General features: G+C 52.8%; 16 protein-coding genes. 8 read left to right on the forward strand and 8 right to left on the reverse strand.

Features of this window, described 5'->3' with window-relative positions:
* Nucleotides 1-53: 53 nt before the first annotated feature.
* A complete protein-coding gene (locus ACFE8Q_RS02570) occupies nt 54-2018 on the reverse strand; it encodes a sensor histidine kinase (protein WP_375443786.1) in 1965 nt (654 codons plus the stop codon).
* A gap of 155 nt (nt 2019-2173) precedes the next feature.
* Between ACFE8Q_RS02570 and ACFE8Q_RS02575 the strand changes: the two genes are divergently transcribed.
* Nucleotides 2174-3184 (forward strand): T9SS C-terminal target domain-containing protein, encoded by a 1011-nt coding sequence (locus ACFE8Q_RS02575; protein ID WP_375443787.1) that lies wholly within the window; start codon nt 2174-2176, stop codon nt 3182-3184.
* A gap of 97 nt (nt 3185-3281) precedes the next feature.
* Here the strand turns inward: ACFE8Q_RS02575 and ACFE8Q_RS02580 are convergent, their stop codons facing one another.
* On the reverse strand, nt 3282-3944 hold the full coding sequence (locus ACFE8Q_RS02580) for a hypothetical protein (protein ID WP_375443788.1): 663 nt from the start codon (nt 3942-3944) through the stop codon (nt 3282-3284).
* A gap of 306 nt (nt 3945-4250) precedes the next feature.
* Here ACFE8Q_RS02580 and ACFE8Q_RS02585 point away from each other — a divergent pair, with 306 nt between their 5' ends.
* Nucleotides 4251-5162, forward strand: a complete 912-nt coding sequence (locus ACFE8Q_RS02585; RefSeq protein WP_375443789.1) for an ROK family protein — start codon at nt 4251-4253, stop codon at nt 5160-5162.
* Nucleotides 5163-5367: 205 nt separating this feature from the next.
* Here the strand turns inward: ACFE8Q_RS02585 and ACFE8Q_RS02590 are convergent, their stop codons facing one another.
* On the reverse strand, nt 5368-6453 hold the full coding sequence (locus ACFE8Q_RS02590; protein ID WP_375443790.1) for an NAD(P)-dependent alcohol dehydrogenase: 1086 nt from the start codon (nt 6451-6453) through the stop codon (nt 5368-5370).
* A gap of 134 nt (nt 6454-6587) precedes the next feature.
* Complete coding sequence (gene murB / locus ACFE8Q_RS02595; RefSeq protein WP_375443791.1) at nt 6588-7613, reverse strand: UDP-N-acetylmuramate dehydrogenase; 1026 nt, start codon at nt 7611-7613, stop codon at nt 6588-6590.
* Nucleotides 7614-7700: 87 nt separating this feature from the next.
* On the opposite strand from murB, the gene ACFE8Q_RS02600 reads away from it, so the two are divergent.
* The 3 genes from ACFE8Q_RS02600 (at nt 7701) to ACFE8Q_RS02610 (ending at nt 11017) form a co-directional block, all read left to right on the forward strand.
* Nucleotides 7701-8285: an SPOR domain-containing protein gene (locus tag ACFE8Q_RS02600; RefSeq protein WP_375443792.1), complete on the forward strand. Its 585-nt coding sequence runs from the start codon at nt 7701-7703 to the stop codon at nt 8283-8285.
* 81 nt (nt 8286-8366) lie between these two features.
* Complete coding sequence (gene gmd, locus ACFE8Q_RS02605) at nt 8367-9479, forward strand: GDP-mannose 4,6-dehydratase (RefSeq protein ID WP_375443793.1); 1113 nt, start codon at nt 8367-8369, stop codon at nt 9477-9479.
* A gap of 155 nt (nt 9480-9634) precedes the next feature.
* On the forward strand, nt 9635-11017 hold the full coding sequence (locus ACFE8Q_RS02610) for an alpha-L-fucosidase (protein ID WP_375443794.1): 1383 nt from the start codon (nt 9635-9637) through the stop codon (nt 11015-11017).
* Between the two features lie 203 nt (nt 11018-11220).
* On the opposite strand, the gene ACFE8Q_RS02615 is transcribed toward ACFE8Q_RS02610, so the two are convergent.
* The 3 genes from ACFE8Q_RS02615 to fabF form a co-directional block, all read right to left on the reverse strand.
* Nucleotides 11221-12759 carry a Do family serine endopeptidase gene (locus ACFE8Q_RS02615; RefSeq protein WP_375443795.1) on the reverse strand — a complete coding sequence of 513 codons (1539 nt, stop codon included), beginning with the start codon at nt 12757-12759 and terminating at the stop codon, nt 11221-11223.
* A gap of 274 nt (nt 12760-13033) precedes the next feature.
* Nucleotides 13034-14095: a glycosyltransferase family 4 protein gene (locus ACFE8Q_RS02620; protein ID WP_375443796.1), complete on the reverse strand. Its 1062-nt coding sequence runs from the start codon at nt 14093-14095 to the stop codon at nt 13034-13036.
* Between the two features lie 97 nt (nt 14096-14192).
* Entirely contained in the window at nt 14193-15446 is a 1254-nt protein-coding gene (gene fabF / locus ACFE8Q_RS02625) for a beta-ketoacyl-ACP synthase II (protein WP_375443797.1), read from the reverse strand.
* 197 nt (nt 15447-15643) lie between these two features.
* On the opposite strand from fabF, the gene ACFE8Q_RS02630 reads away from it, so the two are divergent.
* The 3 genes from ACFE8Q_RS02630 (at nt 15644) to ACFE8Q_RS02640 (ending at nt 17992) form a co-directional block, all read left to right on the forward strand.
* Nucleotides 15644-16312 carry an NAD-dependent epimerase/dehydratase family protein gene (locus ACFE8Q_RS02630; RefSeq protein WP_375443798.1) on the forward strand — a complete coding sequence of 223 codons (669 nt, stop codon included), beginning with the start codon at nt 15644-15646 and terminating at the stop codon, nt 16310-16312.
* Nucleotides 16313-16415: 103 nt separating this feature from the next.
* Nucleotides 16416-17459, forward strand: a complete 1044-nt coding sequence (gene hemE, locus ACFE8Q_RS02635) for a uroporphyrinogen decarboxylase (RefSeq protein WP_375443799.1) — start codon at nt 16416-16418, stop codon at nt 17457-17459.
* An 11-nt stretch (nt 17460-17470) separates the two neighbouring features.
* Entirely contained in the window at nt 17471-17992 is a 522-nt protein-coding gene (locus ACFE8Q_RS02640; RefSeq protein ID WP_375443800.1) for a GNAT family N-acetyltransferase, read from the forward strand.
* An 87-nt stretch (nt 17993-18079) separates the two neighbouring features.
* Here the strand turns inward: ACFE8Q_RS02640 and ACFE8Q_RS02645 are convergent, their stop codons facing one another.
* Nucleotides 18080-18685, reverse strand: a complete 606-nt coding sequence (locus tag ACFE8Q_RS02645) for a Uma2 family endonuclease (protein WP_375443801.1) — start codon at nt 18683-18685, stop codon at nt 18080-18082.
* Between the last annotated feature and the right edge of the window lie 47 nt (nt 18686-18732).

The raw sequence follows: 18732 nt of genomic DNA on the forward strand, positions 1-18732 counted from the left end.
TGATATTATTACAGGCGGTCATGTCGGTCCGAGGGCGGGCACGACCAATTCAGCTACGTATAAAGTGGTATAACAAGTTGAAATTCGCTGCTTTGGCCAAGTGTGCTGGTGACGGTAATCTGTCCCTGATGTTCGTCGGCCATTTTCTTTACATAACTCAGGCCAAGACCGAAGCCTTTCACATCGTGGCGGTTGCCGGTTGGCACGCGGTAAAACGTCTCGAAGATACGGCTAATCTGCTCTTTCGTCAGGCCCAATCCTTCGTCGGCAACGGCTATGGCAACGGCTGGTTTGCCATTGGGTAATGTCGTGTTTGCTGTGCGGATGCGAATAGCGACGTGATCGGGCGAGTATTTAATGGCGTTGTCGATGAGGTTGTAGAGCATATTGGTCAGGTGAACTTCGTCGGCCAGTACTACGTCGTTGGTCGCGTCGAACTCCATGTCCAGTTCACCTTGCCGCTGTTCGATCGACAGGCTCATGGTATTCAATACCTTCTCGATCACGTCGTGAACGTTCACGGGCGTTAGGGCCAGCTTCACTTCGCCCTTGTCCAGCAACGCCATCTGCAATACCTTTTCGACATGCGACCCCAGCCGCTGGTTCTCATCGCGGATAATGCTAACGTACCTGGACAGGCGCTCGGATAGCCCCGAACTGCCCGTTGAACTACCTGCGCCAGCCAGTACCGGTGCGGCCAACTGATCACGCGCCATTTCGACCGCCAGTCCGATCGTCGAAATGGGCGTTTTGAACTCGTGAGTCATGTTATTGATGAAGTCGTTCTTGATGTCGGCCATCTTTTTCTGCCGGAGAATCGTTGTGATGGCCACGTAGAAACAGCCCATAATCACCAGAATCAGAATGGCGGAACCTGCCAGTGTGGCCGTCATCCGGCTCAGAATAAACGCCCGCTGATCGGGGAAGAACAGGTAGAGGTAATTACCCGTTTCCAAAATATTATTTGGGAACAGTGCTGCCTTATACGTCGATTCCTCGAACTGTTGTTGGATCGCCGTCCGGCTCGAAACCGGCATGTTGCCCAGCGTCAGTCCCGTAGACGTAAAGAGCAAATCCCCCTGTTGCTGGCTGCGCACGGCATAATCGAACGGAATATTAATGCCCCGCTCGCTCAGCGCCTGCCGAAGCAGCGTATCCAGCATAAACCGGTTTACCCGCTCGGTCAGCGGCCGGTCTGACATAAGTACCCCCCGGAATATATCTTTTATCGTTTCCGATTGGTCGGTAACAGAGGTGCCGCTTCCCGGCCGATTGCTGAGGCTATTTGCCGAGGGCGTAATCTTCTTGGCAGCCACCAGATCAGATCGTTTCTGCCTTGCTCTGTTGGTAGCCTTAGAGCTGGCTGCAGGATTATAGGTACGTTGTGGCCCCGATCTGGGCATAATCAGCGACACCGAGTCGGGTACAACCAAACCTGACGATGAACGAAGTACTTCGTTGATATGACTTTGCAACACCTGATCGATCCAGCGGCCGAAACGCTCCTGCTGAATAAGTTGTGCTTCCAGATCGCCCGCCGCAATCAGTTCATCCTGCTGCTTGTAAAATTCGTCAACCGTACGAAGTTGCTCAGGTGTCAGCGAACGCTGGATGGGCTGAAGGGCATCCATCTGGATGGTGACCGTACCGGGAATGCCTTCCTCCAACTGATGCGTCGTTGACGGGTGGACCACCGGCTGACGCCGCCGTGCGGGTGGCTGCATTATTGCGCGGGCATGATTCGTTGGCTGGCCAACGCCCACCAGTTTGTCGCCTTTACCAATAGCCCTCAACTGCTGTTGCTGCTGTTGCGCCGCCAGCCGGTGCCGGGCCTGATACTGAGTTTCCTGCCGTTCAAGGCTGCGAACAACCTCCTGAAGGGCATCAGTAACCTTATAGTCGAACTGCTCTTTCTGTAAATGCAGGGCGTTGCTGATCCAGTAGAGTTGAAACCCCACTAAACCTAACAGCCCAACGGCCATCGAAAGGACAATCCAGCGAATTTGTTTCGTTGACATTAAATTTAAAGAAATCGGTGCAACGCGGTGGCGCAGCGGCTCGTCTATACAAAGTACGCGCCTAACCCCGATGCGCTTATCGACTTAACAACTTTTAACAGGCAACATACCAGTGGCTTATCGGTTAGATAAAACCGCTGAAAACTACGCTGACCATGAAAAAAACAGTGAATACACTACGCCAGTTCGTACTGGGTACGTGTCTGACCGCCGGTTTAGCCGTTGCGGCAATGGCTCAAACTACCCCGCCGGTCAACGGCGAGATGCGGTTGAAAGTAACCGCGCGAAATGGCAACGAACTGCGTGAGATTGAACGTACCTACCGCACCAATGGCATGACCGATGCCAAACGCGATGCCCTCGTCAACAAACTAATCGATTCGTTGCGGGCCACCCGGAACGGTAAAGACAGCCAGATTTCAGTAACGATCGAAGATGAGCGTGGTACCGACCGCATTCGCTTCAACAACCGTAACGGAGCTGGTGGTGATGCGGTAGGAGGTATTTTTATGACGCCCGATGCGCCCGGCCGTGTTTATGCCATGCCCCGTGCTCCTCGTGGGGCTACGATTCCCCGCACACCCCGTGCGCCGCGTGCCCCCATGCTGCCGAACGCCCGCGCTGGTAGCGATAATTTTGAACTCGAAGGTAGTTTTTCGTTCGATGATGATTCACTCGGTGGCCGCCGTGCCCGTGTATTCCGCTTCGACCGTCGGCATCTCGATTCGCTAACCCAGAACATGAAGGCGTTTGGCTACAGTATGCAACAGGAATTTGCTCCCCTGGCCGACCGCCTATCGCGTGTGCAGGGCCTTCGTGGACTCGACAAGCGGCTGGCCATGCCGTTTGAAACGTGGTCGCGGGCGAGTGGCGGCAGCCAGGCGTCGACCATTCGTGGACTGGACGCTTACCCCAGCAACCCCGATAAGTTTATGCTGAACGTTCGGTTCACGGCTCCCGGCAAAGGTGATGCGCTCATTGTGGTGACGAACCCAAAAGGCAAGGAAGTAGCCCGTCGTGAATTGAAAGACTTTACCGGCGAATTCGTTGGTCAGGTTGATCTGGGCCGCAAAGCGGAAGGTGTGTTCTTCGTCACCGTTACCCAGAACGAAGACGGTGCCGTTCGCCGCGTTGTCCTGAAAAAAGACGAAGCCTCAACGAAGTAAATACTGATGTTAACAGCAGCCCCCGGCAACGTACCTACGAGACGTTGCCGGGGGCTGCTGTTTGCGGGTACGTTGCCGATAGAAGTGCAGGGCCATGCTAGTGAACAGCAAACCTGTTTTTGACGAAAAGTGCTTCGATTGCCGCCACCCAGATAAAAATGCAGCCTGTAGCCAGCAACGCTTGAGTGAACGGCTCGTTTGCCAAATTAGGAAGCAGTTTCAACATAAGCGCCGCGCTCCGGGCCAGACTGAATACTAAAAAGAGAAGGCTTAGCCTAACTCCGATAGCCGGGAAAGGCTGAACGAGCGACCTGCCCGCCACATACAGTAAGCTTTGTCGAATGAATAGAGCGATGGTTATAAAGGAAAGCCCGAACAGGAAGTATACCTGATCGGAATAGTGTGTCCATAGAAGCGAACGCAGTTGGGGAAAGCCACATAACGCAAGAAACAGCCCGGCTATAAACCCCGACCGATATGGCTGTTTATACGCTAAAATCACTTGCCAAAAATAGGTAGTTGCCTGCCTGAAGACTGGACCGTTCTTCGCTTTCTGTAGTTCTAATAACCCTCGTTGGCCACCAAAACTGGCCGTAACCAGCCCTAAAGCGTCAGTAAATGACATGTCTGGCTCCATCTTGGCCGCGATGGTTTCGGCATAATGATCCGCTAATTCGGCGATCAACTCGGCATTACTAAGCCAGTTATCAAACCGCAGATGGTACTCGATACGGCCAAGCTGATAGGGCGTTAGTTTCATTATCAAAAAGTTGGTCTATAGTAAAACGTCTCACGCGTAAGTTGAGGCAGGTTGCTGTTATAGCGACATGAGCTTTCGTTTGTAGCTAGTCGGCAATGTCAATATAAGCACTGGTAGGCTTCCTTTCAGTACGTGTTGAGTGGCATTTATGATGAACCAAATATATAATTTAATTATATGCATAATTTGTTTAGGTATGTATATTTTTTAGCTTCCACTAACTTCGCGGAATAACCTCACTAGAGTCAAGGCGATGCCCTGCCTCAGAGAAGCAAACAGTGTTCATTCTTAATTCTTCTTGTATACATGGGTTCAGCGCAGTATTTGGGTATCGACGTCGGCGGCACGAACGTTAAAATGGGCGTAGTTGACGCTAAAACGGGTAAAATCACCAACTTCTACAGCCACGACACCGATAGCTGGCGACAGTCGGGACACTTTATGGATCAGTTTGCCGACGCCATCGCCGTTGAACTGTATGCCAATAAAGAAGTAAAAAAAGTAGGCATTGGCTTACCCGGCATGATCAACCGGGAGCGTACCACGCCGCTCGAAATCACGGCAATTCCTGAACTGAACGGCGTACCGATGGTGGAAATCCTGAATAAGCGCTTCCCGGATGTTGAGTTTTTCTTGGAAAATGATGCCAATGCGGCGGCCCTCGGCGAATTCTATTTTGTGGAGGATATGAACGATGAAAATTACATTTTCATCACCCTGGGCACAGGTGTTGGTGGCGCGGCCATTATCAACAAAAAAGTATTTGTTGGCGGCGATGGTAACGCCATGGAGCCAGGGCACATTCCATCGCGGAATGGCAAGGTGCTGGAACGCAACATTGGCAAAAAAGAACTACTCGATCTGGCCAACGAGCGCCGATCAACCTTTACCGGCCAGACAACCCTGCCCGCTGATGGGAGCATCTCAACAACGGGTCTGGTGGCTGCCGCCGCAGAGGGCGACAAACTGGCACTGGCTATCTGGGGCGAAGTAGGCGAAATGCTGGGCGAAGGTCTGGTGTCGTTGATCCGTATCCTCGACATTAAGCAAATTCTGATCGGTGGCGGGTTGTCGGCGTCCTTCGACTATATTATGCCTGCCGTACAGAAAGAGCTCGACTACTGGCTAACGCCCTATTACAAAAATGGCCTGACCGTTACCAAAGCCACGCTCGGCAACGATGCGGGCCTGTTAGGAGCAGCATCACTGTGTTTCTAGTTGGTTGATCTGTAGGGGCGGGCCATCGTGCCCGCCCGCTTTCGGGCGCAGAGCGACCGCTGTAGTGCAATAAGTTTCATACGAGGTCGCGTTTTGAACTGAAAAAATAGCCTGGCCTTTTTACACCTCTGTGCATCTTCTTCAGGCGGTCGCTCTGCGCCCGAAAGCGGGTGGCCACGATGGGCCACCCCTACAAGTCTACCAACTAGTGGTTCTTCAACGATTTCATATCAATGACGTACCTGAAACGGACATCTTCCTTTTCCATCCTGTCGAAGGCGTCGTTGATTTCCTGCATCTGAATCAGTTCTACGTCGGGCATGATGTTGTGTTCAGCGCAAAAGTCGAGTACCTCCTGCGTTTCTTTGATGCCGCCGATCAGCGACCCGCCTACTGAACGGCGGTGCGTGGCTACCTGCATGTTGTTGGTAGGCTCTTTGAACGGACCCAACACACCCACGATGATTAGCTTACCATCGCGTTTCAGTAAGTTGACGTAGGGGTTGAGGTCGTAGGCGTCGGGGATTGTCGACAGAATCAGGTCGAACGAAAGTTCGGCAGCGGTCATGGCGTTGTCGTCGGCCGAGACCAGTACGGCGTCGGCACCGAGTTGTTCGGCAGCGGTGCGCTTTTCTTCCTGCCGGGTAATGGCCGTTACAGTAGCGCCCATTGCTTTGGCGAGTTTAACGGCCATGTGTCCTAATCCGCCAATGCCCACTACGCCCACCGATTGACCCGGTTGCACGTTCCAGTGGCGCAGGGGCGAATAGGTGGTAATGCCTGCACACAGAATCGGCGCCGAACGGGTAATGTCGAGTGAGTCGGGAATAGACAGCACGAACGACTCTTTGACGGTAATGTGAGTCGAATAACCGCCGAACGTGTTGTAGCCACTTCCGTCGGGTTTCATAGGGCCGTTGTAAGTAGCCGTGAAGCTTACCGGTCCTTCGCAGTATTGCTCCAGCCCTTCATGGCAGGAATCGCACTGGCCGCAGGAGTCGATCATGCATCCTACGCCTACGGTGTCGCCTTCCTTGAATTTTGTCACGGCCGGTCCCGCCTGAACTACTTTACCGATGATCTCGTGGCCCGGAACACAGGGCCAGATCGTGTTACCCCAGTCATTCCTGATCTGGTGCAGGTCGGAATGGCAAACGCCGCAGTACAAAATTTCGATAAGCACTTCGTCGGATTTAGGTGCCTGTCGTTCGATTTCCATCACCGACAGGGCATTCAACGAATTGATCAGGGAACGAGAGGTTCCGAAGGCTTTAGTTTTCAATACATCCATGTTGCTGAGTAAGTACTGTTGTATGCTCAGCAAACCGGATGTTTAGTCGATTGTTTTAGTAGATTATTTGAAGGCAGGCACTGGAGAGAATCGCCCTTTTCTACAGAAACCCGAACGCGTTGACGGCCATCCAGCTAAATGATATTGACTTCGGGGTTGATCGTGATGCCAAATTTCTCCAGTACCGATGCCTGTACCTGCCGGGCTAGCGCCAGAATTTCATGGCCGGTAGCGCGACCGTAGTTGACCAGCACCAGTGCCTGTTTGGCATGTACGCCCGCATCGCCAGCCCGGTAGCCTTTCCAGCCCGCCTGCTCAATCAGCCAGCCGGCCGGTACTTTTACCAACTCATCGCTGGTTGGGTAACCCGGTAATGCTGGGTACGTTGCCTTCAATTGGGTGAACTGCGAAACGGGAATTTCAGGATTCTTGAAAAAGCTTCCTGCGTTGCCAATCTCGGCGGGGTCGGGAAGCTTGCTGCGACGTATACGGATTACCGCATCGCTGATTGCCCGGATGCTCATGGTCTCATCCGTCACACCCATGTCTGCCAGCGTTTCGCTGATGGCGCCGTATCGGGTGTGGAAGGTTGGCGTCTTATCGAGCCGAAACGTGACCGACGTAATAATATATTGCCCTTTCAGTTCGTGTTTGAAGGCACTTTCGCGGTAACCAAACCGGCAGTCGGCATGCCCGAACCGACGTTTCTCGCCTGTTTCTATATGAACGGCCTCTAAATGATCGAATAGTTGCTCGATTTCTACGCCATAGGCGCCAATATTCTGCATGGGTGCCGCGCCTACCGTACCGGGAATAAGCGACAGGTTTTCCATGCCCGCGAAGTTGTTGGTCACGCAGTACATCACCAGCTCATGCCAGACTACGCCTGCACCAGCCCGTACATAGATGTGAAGGTCATCTTCCCGCACCACATCAATACCGCCAAGGGTGAGCCTAAGAGCCAGCCCGGGAAAATCCTGCGTCAGCAGCAGGTTACTGCCGCCGCCCAGAATTAGTTTTGGCAGTTCAGTAAATTCGTTGAGTTGAGAAAGCGTGTTGAGGTCGGTTTCTGAGGCGATATCAGCAAAATAATTGGCCTGGGCCTCGATGCCGAAGGTGGTATAGGGCCGTAGCGATACGCCACGTTGTACAGTCAGCATAGGTAACAAAATGATCACCCCAAAAGTAGTAGTTTTGTAGCCAGTAAGGCCCCTGGAAGTCGCCTAATCTCTTTACACCCACCAGCTATGATGCGTTTTATTGGAAAATGGCTTTTTTTGGGAACCACATGCCTGGTTTTCTGGTCCTGCGCACGTACCCCGGCAACCACCGGAAGCCGTACCACTACTGGTAGCTACAACGACTATTCGGAAGACCTCTCTACGGCCCGTCCGGTGTATACCCCACCAACGGCAACGCCTGCAACATCGGCCCCCGCTACATTGCCGCCCGGACGCGTTGTTGATACCCCGAAACGGCCGGGACAAGTACTTCCTGCCGAAGCGCTTCATGTAAACAAACGCCTCGATGCTATTCTGGACACAATTGCCGTACAAAACCGCCGGGTACGTTACGCGCCGGGCTACCGAGTGCAGGTGTATGTAGGCAATGAACGGGCCGCCGCTGATGCCGCCAAGCTGCAACTGTATCAGTTATTTCCTGAACTAAGTGCGTACATGAGTTATCAGCAGCCAACATACAGACTTAAAGTAGGCGATTTTATGCGGAAGATGGACGCCGAACGATATTTTAGTAAATTACGGACTGTGTTCGCCTCAGCACAACTCCAACCCGATAAAGTAGACGTTCGTCGGGGCCTGTTGATAAAATAAGTGCAATAAAATGGCCTCTGTATTGTAATTTTACAGGCTGTTACACGAAATTTTACAAATTCTTAGAATAATTATAATCGCATGAAAAAAGCGTTGATTACCGGCATAACGGGGCAGGATGGGGCATATTTGGCCGAATTGCTGCTCGAAAAAGGGTATGAGGTGCACGGCATTAAGCGCCGGAGTTCGCTCTTCAATACGCAGAGGATCGATCATATGTACGAAGATCCCCACGAGTCACACGTTCGGTTTAAGCTCCATTACGGCGATCTGTCGGACTCAACGAACATCATTCGCATCATCCAGGAAATTCAGCCCGACGAGATTTATAACCTCGGTGCCATGTCGCACGTGCGGGTAAGTTTCGATGAGCCTGAGTACACAGCGCAGGTCGACGGCATCGGGACGCTTCGTATTCTGGAAGCCGTACGCCTGCTGGGCCTGACCGAAAAAACACGCATCTATCAAGCATCGACGTCGGAGTTATACGGTGGTGTGCAAGGGCATGCTCAGTCGGAAACGACGCCGTTCTACCCCCGGTCGCCCTACGCGGTGGCGAAACTATACGGCTACTGGATCACGGTCAACTACCGCGAAGCCTATAATATGTATGCCTGTAACGGTATCCTGTTTAACCACGAATCGCCGCTACGTGGCGAGACGTTCGTCACGCGCAAGATCACCCGTGCCGTAGCCCGGATTGGTCTGGGTTTACAGGATAAAGTATTCATGGGTAATATCGACTCCCTGCGCGACTGGGGCCATGCCAAAGACTACGTTGAGGCCATGTACCTGATTTTGCAGCAGGATACTCCCGAAGATTTCGTCATTGCTACGGGCGTTACCACTACCGTGCGTGATTTTATCAAAATGTCGTTCCAGGAAATCGGTGTTGAGCTGGAGTTCCGTGGCGAAGGCGTTGAGGAAAAAGCCTACGTGGCTAGCTCCAGCAACCCTGAGTTCCCCGTCGAAGTTGGTAAAGAAGTAATGGCTATTGACCCCCGTTATTTCCGTCCTACAGAAGTTGACTTGCTGTTGGGTGACCCAACCAAAGCAATGACGAAACTGAACTGGACGCCGAAATACGATCTGCCAGCCCTCGTAAAAGACATGATGCAGGCTGATATCACGCTGTTCCAGAAAGATCAGTTACTCGCTCAAAGCGGCCACACTGTGCCGAATTACTACGAGTAGAAACCAGTCTGTTTTTTATCAAAAAAGGCCAATCCTGCGCAGGATTGGCCTTTTTTGATTTGTAACGCGGGCTTTAGCCCACATTTTTTTCAATATCTTACTGAAAATGCGGACTGAAGTCCGCGTTACGGAGTCAAAATTTGCTTGTTTGCGGCATGAGAACGACTTTTCTATTCGGCATGGCCCTGGCTTCTGTTCGTATGGCCCTTGCCCAGCCTGATATTCCGGCCAATTCCGTTAAACCAACACCGGCTCAGCTTCGCTATCAGCAACAGGAACTGATCGGGTTTCTGCACGTTGGCGTCAATACGTTCAGTGATCGGGAGTGGGGAACGGGCAACGAGTCACCGGCCAGTTTCAACCCTACTGCGCTCGATGCCCGGCAGTGGGTACGTACCGCCAAAGAAGCGGGCATGAAAACGTTGATTATTACCGCCAAACACCACGACGGCTTTTGCCTGTGGCCGTCTAAATACACCGAGCATTCGGTGAAGAATAGCCCGTGGCGAGGTGGTAAAGGTGATGTAGTTCGTGAATTGTCTGATGCCTGTCGGGCGGGTGGAGTAAAGCTGGGTATCTATCTGTCTCCCTGGGATATGCATGAGCCAACATATGGTACTGCCTCTTATAACCAGCATTACCTAAACCAGCTACGCGAACTACTGACGAATTACGGACCAGTTGCTGAGCTATGGATGGACGGCGCGAAAGGCGAAAATGCCCGGAATATGGAATATGATTTCGAAGCGTACCGCAAACTGATCGGGGAGTTACAGCCGCAGGCCGTCATTTTCTCCGATGTGGGGCCGGGTGTTCGCTGGATTGGCAACGAAAACGGCTTTGCGGGCGAAACCTGCTGGTCAACCATCCGCACTGATGGAATGGATATCGGAAAAGCCGACAGTAAGTACCTGAACACGGGCGACCCGGCCGGTGATAAATGGATTCCCGGTGAGTGCGATGTGTCGATCCGGCCAGGTTGGTTTTACCACGCCGCCGAAGATGCGAAGGTGAAAACGCCCGCCACCCTGTTCGATATCTACCTGAAATCGGTTGGCCGTAATGGCACGTTGCTGCTAAACTTACCTCCAGACAAGCGAGGACTGATCAAAGAAGAAGACGTAGCGGCACTGCGCGGATTGCGTTCGGAAATCAGAAAAGCGTTTGGACAAAATAAAGCGTTGAAAGCTCCGGTTGCCGAAGCGATCATCGATGGGGGAAAACTGACTGATGGCGATAATAACACCTATCTGGCGGCGGCAAACGGCCAGAAAAATGCTGTTATGACCCTGAACCTGGGGAAAGAGCAGCTTGTCAGGTACGTTGCCTTGCAAGAGCCCATTAGGCTGGGACAGCGGGTGATGAAGTTCCGGGTCGAGGCCAAGCAGCAGGGCACCTGGGTGCCATTAGCAACGGGCACTACAATTGGCTACAAACGACTGCTGAAGCTGGAAAAGCCAGTAACCGCCCGTCAGGTACGTGTTGTGATCGAAGAGGCGAACAATACGGTTGCGCTGGCGGAGTTTAGCGTGTATTGATGGAGCGTGATTTTTCTGAGCGGAGCTTTTTACCCTATCAGGGGTCCAATAGCGCAGCGTAGGTAGGTGAATGCCTCGTAGAACAACGCTATTTCACGCTGCTATCTCAGCTTTTCCTACATAAACGGGGCGTTGCCGATGAACCGACTGGTTCACTGGCAACGCCCCGTTAGTACTTATAAATTGCTTACGACAATCGAACCTTACATAGGAACGGCGTAGTAGATCATGCGTGAACTGTTGGGATACATACCGATCAGCAGCAGCCCTTCACCTTCTTTCACACTACCTACGATAGTTTCCAGGTCTTTCACCGACTTCACGTTTTTACCGTTGGCTTTCGTAATGATAAAGCCTTCTTCGATCTCTGTTTCGGCCAGTTTACCGTCCAGAATTTTAGTGACCCGAATGCCAATACCGCCGCTAATACCCAGGGCCTGACGTTCTTTGTCACTCAGATTGGCAAACTCGCCGCCCAGTGCTTTCATCGTCGATGAAGCCAGCTCTTCTTTCTTGATCACGTCGCGGCCACCGTTGCGATTGCGGAGTTCAAGTTTCACATCGCGCTCTGTACCGCCCCGGTTAATGGTTACGTTGAGCACATCGCCCGGACGACGACGACCAACAACCTCCCGCATCTGAGCGTCTGAATCCAGAGGCTGGCCTTCCATCTTCACAATTACGTCGCCTTTCTGAATACCGGCAGCTTTGGCAGCACCGTTTTCAGTTACGCTTTCCACGTAGATACCACGGCCAACTTTAGCCCCCACTTCCTGGGCTACTTTGCTGTCCAGTTCGCGGGGCAGAATGCCAATGTAACCACGTTGTACATTTCCGAATTTAACCAGGTCAGCGGTTACTTTTTTCACCAGCGATACGGGTACGGCAAAACCATAGCCACTATAGTAACCGGTTGCCGAGGCAATAGCTGAGTTAATGCCAACCAGTTCGCCGCGGAGGTTCACAAGGGCACCGCCTGAGTTACCCGGGTTGATAGCGGCATCGGTCTGAATGAACGATTCGATCGGCGTATCAACTGGTTTGGCACCGGGTTGCTGTGGTTGCTGGTTGCGGCTCAGAATACCGATACCACGTCCTTTGGCGCTCACGATACCGGCCGTTACTGTCGATTCCAGATCGAGGGGATAACCAACGGCTAATACCCATTCGCCTAGTTTCAGACCATCTGAATCGCCAAGGGTAATGCTCGGCAGGTTCGTTGCTTCGATTTTCACTACGGCCAAGTCGGTTAGTGGGTCGGTGCCGATCACTTTCGCTTTGAAACTACGCTTGTCGGTCATAATCACTTCAACCTCGTCGGCGTCCTGCACTACGTGGTTGTTGGTAACGATGTAGCCATCTTTCGAGATGATTACGCCAGAACCTGACGCCTGACCCTGTTCACGCCGTGGACGACCACCGCCCTGTCCCTGACCTCCGAACTCATCGCCGAAAAATTCGCGGAAGATATCGGGCATTTGTTGCTGACGAACCGTGCGGGTCATCGTAGTACGAATATGAACGACGGTAGGAGTCGCTGACTCAGCGGCATACGAGAAATCGCCGGGAGCGCCCGTAGGCGCATTGCCCGTCAACGAAGCCAGGCGGCTCAGCGGTGAACCCGTTGACGATTCGGTAAACACGACGTCCCGCTTGTTGAACCCAAGCAGGTTGTACGCGCCCAGTGTTACGGCGCTCGACAGGAGGGCAATCAACACTAAAACTTTCCAGTTGCTTTTCATGGTATTGGGGTACTGACAGTTGTTTTTTATGTAGGATTATGGGCGACGAAAAGGCTTCGGGTTAGTCGGTTAAGAGGGTGCCTGGCCTGTCGCTTCTGGTGATATAACGAGTAGTGGACGGCGAAAAATTCGATTGTCGACACCCCCTTAACGATTTTTAACAGCAGATGTTTTTTTGAGTTTCAAGTGTCAGGTGTCAGGTTTTATGTGCGCCGCTTCTCAACGAAATGGTATGTCAACAGCGCACGTGAAACCTGACACCTGACACTTAAAGCTACTCTCCTGAATAGAGCTGCCAATATTGTTTCGCGGTGTTATGCCAACGGAAGCGCCTGGCTTGCCATTGCAGCCGTTGTGCCTTCAGTGGATCATCGTAGTAATCGCGCATGCCGGCCCGCAGGGTCTCAACAACATCGGCGGGCTCGAACGAATCGAAATAGACCGCTTCGCGCCCACCGATCTCTGGTAAGCTGGTCAGGCGCGACAGAAAAACGGGTTTGCCTACACTCATCGCTTCAACAACCGGCAGGCCAAACCCTTCGCTGAGCGACGGAAAAAGAAACGCCTCGCAGTGTGCATAAAGCCACGATTTGGTCAATTCATCGACTGGACCCGTCTGCAATACGTTATCAACGCCCAACTGACTGACCTGCTCGCTTAGGTGGCGGGCATACGGATTATCGTTGCGCCCCGCCAACACCAGCATATAGTCTGGAAAAGCCTGCGCGATAGCCAACAGCACATGAAGATTCTTTTTGGGATGCAACACGCCCAGATACAGAAAGAACGGCTTGTTGAGGTTTATCAGGGCGGCGGGCGGTTCTACGGGCGGCACGGGTAGCTCCGACACACCGATGTAGACCGTTTGTAAGGGTACGCCCGCAGGTACGTTCAGATGCTCGCGCACGACCGTTTCTGTGTAGTCAGATATGGTCGTTAGCACCTGGGCACGGTCGATGCGACGCTGAACGGCGGCCAGTTTTCGCTGCTTCTTCGCCTCCGAATAGTCGGTGCGTTCCAGGAAATTCAGGTCGTTTATGGTCAGGATAAGCCTGTCGGGGCGTTGGGCGGGCCAGTAAGCGCCATCCTGGTGCAGGTTATGCCACACATCGAACCAGCCGGGGCTACGCAATTTATAGCGCCAGCTAGCTTCCCGATAGTGTAATGTGCCCGAGGGCTCGCCGAATACGCCGGTTTGCCCGGGAGGCACCAGAAACGTTAACGACGTACCGGCGGGCTGTTGCCGAACCAGTTCCTGACCAACGTGCAGGCAGGTTTGCCCCAGCCCACTATTCAAGTCACGAATCCGTTCGGTATCGACGAATATGTTGCGCATGCAATGAGGGGCGATGCAGCGGTTCAAGGTCCAAGGTCGCTTCACCTCACTGTGAAGAGCAAAGAAACCTTGAACCACTATGTCTAATCAAATTTGTTTACTCCACAAATCGCTTGAACAACACTGTGGCGTTGTGCCCCCCGAAGCCAAATGTATTGCTCAGCACTACATTAACGGTCTTTTTCTGCGCTACGTTGGGCGTCAGGTTGAGTCCTTCAGGTACGTTCTCATCGCGGTTGTCGAGGTTAATCGTTGGCGGAATCAGCCCGTGTTGCATAGCCAGGATACACGCAACGCCTTCGATAGCACCGGCTGCGCCAAGCAGGTGCCCCGTCATGGACTTGGTTGCGCTGATGTTCAGGTTGGTTGGGTTTTCGCCAAATACTTTCACGATCGCTTTGGCCTCCGATACGTCGCCAATGGGCGTTGAGGTAGCGTGAACGTTCAGGTAATCGATGTCTTCGGGCTGGAGACCTGCTTCGCGTATGGCTTCGCGCATGGCATTGGCCGCGCCGAGTCCTTCGGGGTGGGTGCCCGTCATGTGGTAGGCGTCGGCGGTTGCTCCTGAACCTACCAGTTCACAATAGATTTTGGCACCCCGTGCTTTGGCGTGTTCGTATTCTTCCAGAATGATACCGCCGCCGCCTTCGCCGAGTACAAACCCGTCGCGGTTGGCATCGAAGGGACGTGAGGCACGCTGTGGGTCGTCGTTGCGTTCCGAGAGGGCTTTCATGTTGCTGAAGCCACCCAGTGCCGAGTCGGTAATTACGTATTCTGAGCCGCCCGTTACGATGGCATCGGCTTTGCCCAGCCGGATAAAATTAAAGGCATCGATCATGGCGTGTGTACTTGACGCACAGGCCGATACCGGCGCAAAATTGACGCCCATAAAGCCATGCCGGATGGAGATCATACCGGCGCCCATGTCGGCAATCATTTTTGGAATAAAGAAGGGACTGAAGCGCGGGATTTTTCCGCCCGCTCCGTAGGCCAACACTTCTTCCTGGAAGCTATGTAACCCACCAATACCCGATGCCCAGATAACACCTACGCGCTCTTTGTTGATGCCTTCGTTCAGTAAGCCAGCATCTTCGATGGCCTGATCGGCCGTAACGATGGCGTAATGAACGTACCCGTCCATTTTACGGGCTTCTTTTCGATCAAAATAATTGAGTGGATCGAACCCTTTTACCTCACAGGCGAAGCGTGTTTTAAACAGGGACGCGTCGAATTTAGTGATGGGTGCAGCTCCGCTGGTGCCTGTGCTCAGGCCCTGCCAGAAGGCTTCGACAGTATTTCCGATGGGGGTAAGGGCACCCAGGCCCGTCACAACAACTCGTTTCAACTCCATAATAGGGGTATGCTTTTATGCCGCAAAGATGGTTGGATTCGGGGAATTAATAAAATAGTTCGTGATAAGCAAAGCAGATGACAGGCGTTGTTAACCAAATACCCAGGCCGAGTTATCTGTCTGCTACCGGTACTGGCTACTTAATTCTCTCTTGTATACGGCAAAACACACGCGGTCTATTTTCTATTTTTGTGAATATGATTATCAGAGCGATTGTAACGGGAGTGACAGGAATGGTTGGCGAAGGGGTTTTGCATGAATGCCTACAGGATCAACGCGTTGAACAAGTGCTAAGCGTAAGCCGCAAATCGTGCGGTATGGCGCATCCTAAACTAAAGGAACTGATTGTGCCGGATTTCTTCGATCTCTCGGCAGTGGCCGATCAGCTAACAGGGTATAACGCCTGTTTTTTCTGCCTCGGTGTTTCGTCGGTTGGTATGAAAGAACCTGACTTTTATAAACTTACTCATACACTAACGCTGCACATGGCTACCCTGCTCAGCCAGCGTAATCCCGACATGACGTTCTGTTACGTATCGGGTACGGGCACCGACAGCACCGAGCAGGGCAGTTTGATGTGGGCGCGGGTGAAAGGCAAAACCGAAAACGACCTGATGGCGCTGCCTTTCAAGCAGGTATTCAACTTCCGGCCGGGCTACATTCACCCCACACCTGGTTTGAAAAACACAAAAAGTTATTACAAGTATATCAGTTGGCTTTATCCGGTGGTGCGGTTGGTCGCTCCATCGTCTGTAATCACGCTTCGTCAACTGGGGAAGGCCATGATCAATGCGGTTGGCAAGGGCAAGCAACGGCGAGTGCTGGAAATAAACGATATTCTGAAACTGGCCGGGGAAGAACAATGATCAATTATCAATGGCGTTGCTGGCCAACAAATCTGTCTGTTGGCAGCGTCAGTGATCATTGTTCATTGACAATTGTTCTTCTTCTTCCTCCGATATTTGCAGCATGAAGTTAACTAATGATTTAGTGCTCCGGGCGGCACGGGGCGAGGACGTCGAGCGCACGCCGGTTTGGTTGATGCGTCAGGCGGGCCGGATCCTGGCCGAGTACCGGGCCGTTCGGGAAAAAGCCGGCAGTTTTATTAAGCTGGCTACTACGCCGGAACTGGCCGCCGAGGTGACTGTTCAACCCGTTGATCTGTTGGGGGTTGATGCAGCCATTATTTTCTCCGATATTCTCGTTGTTCCTGAAGCAATGGGGCTGCCCTACGAGATGGTAGAGCAGCGGGGACCGGTTTTTCCGCAAACGGTGCGGACCACGGCTGATCTGTCGCGGCTGCACGTTGCCGATGCTGAACAGGACCTTGGGTACGTTCTTGACGCCCTGCGGATAACGAAACAAATGCTGAACGGGCGGGTGCCGCTACTCGGTTTTGCCGGCGCGCCCTTCACCATTTTCTGTTACATGACGGAAGGCAAAGGCTCGAAAACCTTCTCGATTGCCAAAAAACTGCTGTACACCGACCCGGCGTTTGCCCATGCGCTACTACAACAGATTACCGACAGCACCATTGCCTACCTGAAAGCGCAGGTACGTGCCGGGGCCGATCTGGTTCAACTCTTCGACTCGTGGGCGGGTATTCTCTCGCCTGAGCAATACAATGTGTTTTCGTTACCCTACATCCGGCAAATCTGCGACGCGCTCAAAGCCGACGCGGAGGTGGGACATACGCCCATTACCGTGTTTGCCAAAGGGGCATTTTTCGCCCGTGAGGCTATTGGTCAGCTAAATTGCGACGTGGTGGGCCTGGACTGGAACATGGCCATTGCCGAATCGCGGGCCCTGATTCCGGGCAAAACGCTGCAAGGAAACCTTGACCCGTGCGTGCTCTATGCCGAACCTAGTCAAATTCGGGCGGAGGTACGCCAGATGCTGACGGCGTTTGGCCCGCAGCGCCATATCGCGAACCTCGGCCACGGCGTGTATCCAGACACCAACCCCGACCATGTGCGCGTGTTTATCGACGCAGTGAAAGAATTTTCGGCTTAATCAGGGTGACCATGATCACGTATCGACTTGCTGAATTGACCGATGCGGAAGCGATTGCCGCGCTGCATACCCAAAGCTGGCTACAGACATACCGGGGCATTCTCCGGGATGACTATCTCGACGGAAATATTGCCGAAGACCGGTTTGAGGTCTGGCAGGACCGGCTGGCTAATCCAGTTGCAAATCAACGTGTTCTGGTGGCTGAGGAAGATGGTCAACTACGCGGGTTCATCTGTTTGTTTCTTGATGAAGATTCCCAGTTGGGAACGCTCATCGACAACCTGCACGTCAGTTCGGCGGCAAAAGGGCGGGGAACTGGGCTTGGCTTGATGCGCGAGGCGGCCAAACAGGTAATTCCGCAGGCTACGCTACCCGGTTTTCATCTGGTGGTGTACCAAGCCAATCAGTCGGCCATTCAATTCTATGACCGGGTAGGCGGAACAAACGTTGGCCCCGAAACGTACGAAACGCCGGGCGGCGGTAAAGCAACTATTTTTCGGTACGTCTGGAAAACGCCTGCCGATCTTCGGTAACGTACCTGGCGGTGATAAGAAGAACTTGCTTTTTGCTGCAGGCTTCGCTAGTCGAAGGGCCACGCGAAAGCAAGTTTACCAGGTACGTTAAACAAGTAGCGAGAGAGCGAGGCTGAAACCCGGTAGCACGTCTTCGCCAGACAGGCTTCCTGAAAAATCAGTGATCACATCGACTGAACCGTTGGTGCGGTACACCATGACCGACTGCGTTTTGGGGTTGATGAGCCAGCCCAGCCGACAGCCATTGGCAATATATTCGGCCATTTTTGCTTCCGTGTCTTTTTGGGAATCTGTTTCGCTGACCAGTTTAACCAGGAAATCGGGGCCGAGGGGCAGGAATCCTTTGCGTTGTTCTGGCGTAAATGCATTTCGGCGTTCGGCGGGTACCCAAGCGGCGTCCGGGCTACGAACTGCACTATTTGGCAAGCGAAAAGCCGTTGACGAATCATAAACAAAACCAAGTTTGGTCTGTCGATTCCAGATTACCAATTCAGCAATTAGCTCGCTGCTTCTCTCGCCTGTTTCTGCGCCTGTTTGTCCCATAGATTTTATGTTGCCATTGGCGTCGCGCTCGAAATTGAGGTTTGTGTTATCCTGACAGAAATAGTAGAACTCATCGTCTGTCATATGACGCAACTGCTCGAACACATCGGCACCCGGCTCAAGCTCGATCGGTAATACAAGAGTGGTCATGGCTAATGGGTTAGCAGCCTGTATTGACTGTGGAGAGATACAAAATT

Origin of the sequence: uncultured Fibrella sp., assembly GCF_964250085.1 — a bacterium.
Classification (GTDB): domain Bacteria; phylum Bacteroidota; class Bacteroidia; order Cytophagales; family Spirosomataceae; genus Fibrella.

What these genes read in the sequence shown, in the direction of transcription:
- ACFE8Q_RS02570 (WP_375443786.1), bottom strand. Translation starts at nt 2,018, where the DNA reads ATGTCAACGAAACAAATTCGCTGGATTGTCCTTTCGATGGCCGTTGGG.
- ACFE8Q_RS02575 (WP_375443787.1), top strand. Translation starts at nt 2,174, where the DNA reads ATGAAAAAAACAGTGAATACACTACGCCAGTTCGTACTGGGTACGTGT.
- ACFE8Q_RS02580 (WP_375443788.1), bottom strand. Translation starts at nt 3,944, where the DNA reads ATGAAACTAACGCCCTATCAGCTTGGCCGTATCGAGTACCATCTGCGG.
- ACFE8Q_RS02585 (WP_375443789.1), top strand. Translation starts at nt 4,251, where the DNA reads ATGGGTTCAGCGCAGTATTTGGGTATCGACGTCGGCGGCACGAACGTT.
- ACFE8Q_RS02590 (WP_375443790.1), bottom strand. Translation starts at nt 6,453, where the DNA reads ATGGATGTATTGAAAACTAAAGCCTTCGGAACCTCTCGTTCCCTGATC.
- murB (WP_375443791.1), bottom strand. Translation starts at nt 7,613, where the DNA reads ATGCTGACTGTACAACGTGGCGTATCGCTACGGCCCTATACCACCTTC.
- ACFE8Q_RS02600 (WP_375443792.1), top strand. Translation starts at nt 7,701, where the DNA reads ATGATGCGTTTTATTGGAAAATGGCTTTTTTTGGGAACCACATGCCTG.
- gmd (WP_375443793.1), top strand. Translation starts at nt 8,367, where the DNA reads ATGAAAAAAGCGTTGATTACCGGCATAACGGGGCAGGATGGGGCATAT.
- ACFE8Q_RS02610 (WP_375443794.1), top strand. Translation starts at nt 9,635, where the DNA reads ATGAGAACGACTTTTCTATTCGGCATGGCCCTGGCTTCTGTTCGTATG.
- ACFE8Q_RS02615 (WP_375443795.1), bottom strand. Translation starts at nt 12,759, where the DNA reads ATGAAAAGCAACTGGAAAGTTTTAGTGTTGATTGCCCTCCTGTCGAGC.
- ACFE8Q_RS02620 (WP_375443796.1), bottom strand. Translation starts at nt 14,095, where the DNA reads ATGCGCAACATATTCGTCGATACCGAACGGATTCGTGACTTGAATAGT.
- fabF (WP_375443797.1), bottom strand. Translation starts at nt 15,446, where the DNA reads ATGGAGTTGAAACGAGTTGTTGTGACGGGCCTGGGTGCCCTTACCCCC.
- ACFE8Q_RS02630 (WP_375443798.1), top strand. Translation starts at nt 15,644, where the DNA reads ATGATTATCAGAGCGATTGTAACGGGAGTGACAGGAATGGTTGGCGAA.
- hemE (WP_375443799.1), top strand. Translation starts at nt 16,416, where the DNA reads ATGAAGTTAACTAATGATTTAGTGCTCCGGGCGGCACGGGGCGAGGAC.
- ACFE8Q_RS02640 (WP_375443800.1), top strand. Translation starts at nt 17,471, where the DNA reads ATGATCACGTATCGACTTGCTGAATTGACCGATGCGGAAGCGATTGCC.
- ACFE8Q_RS02645 (WP_375443801.1), bottom strand. Translation starts at nt 18,685, where the DNA reads ATGACCACTCTTGTATTACCGATCGAGCTTGAGCCGGGTGCCGATGTG.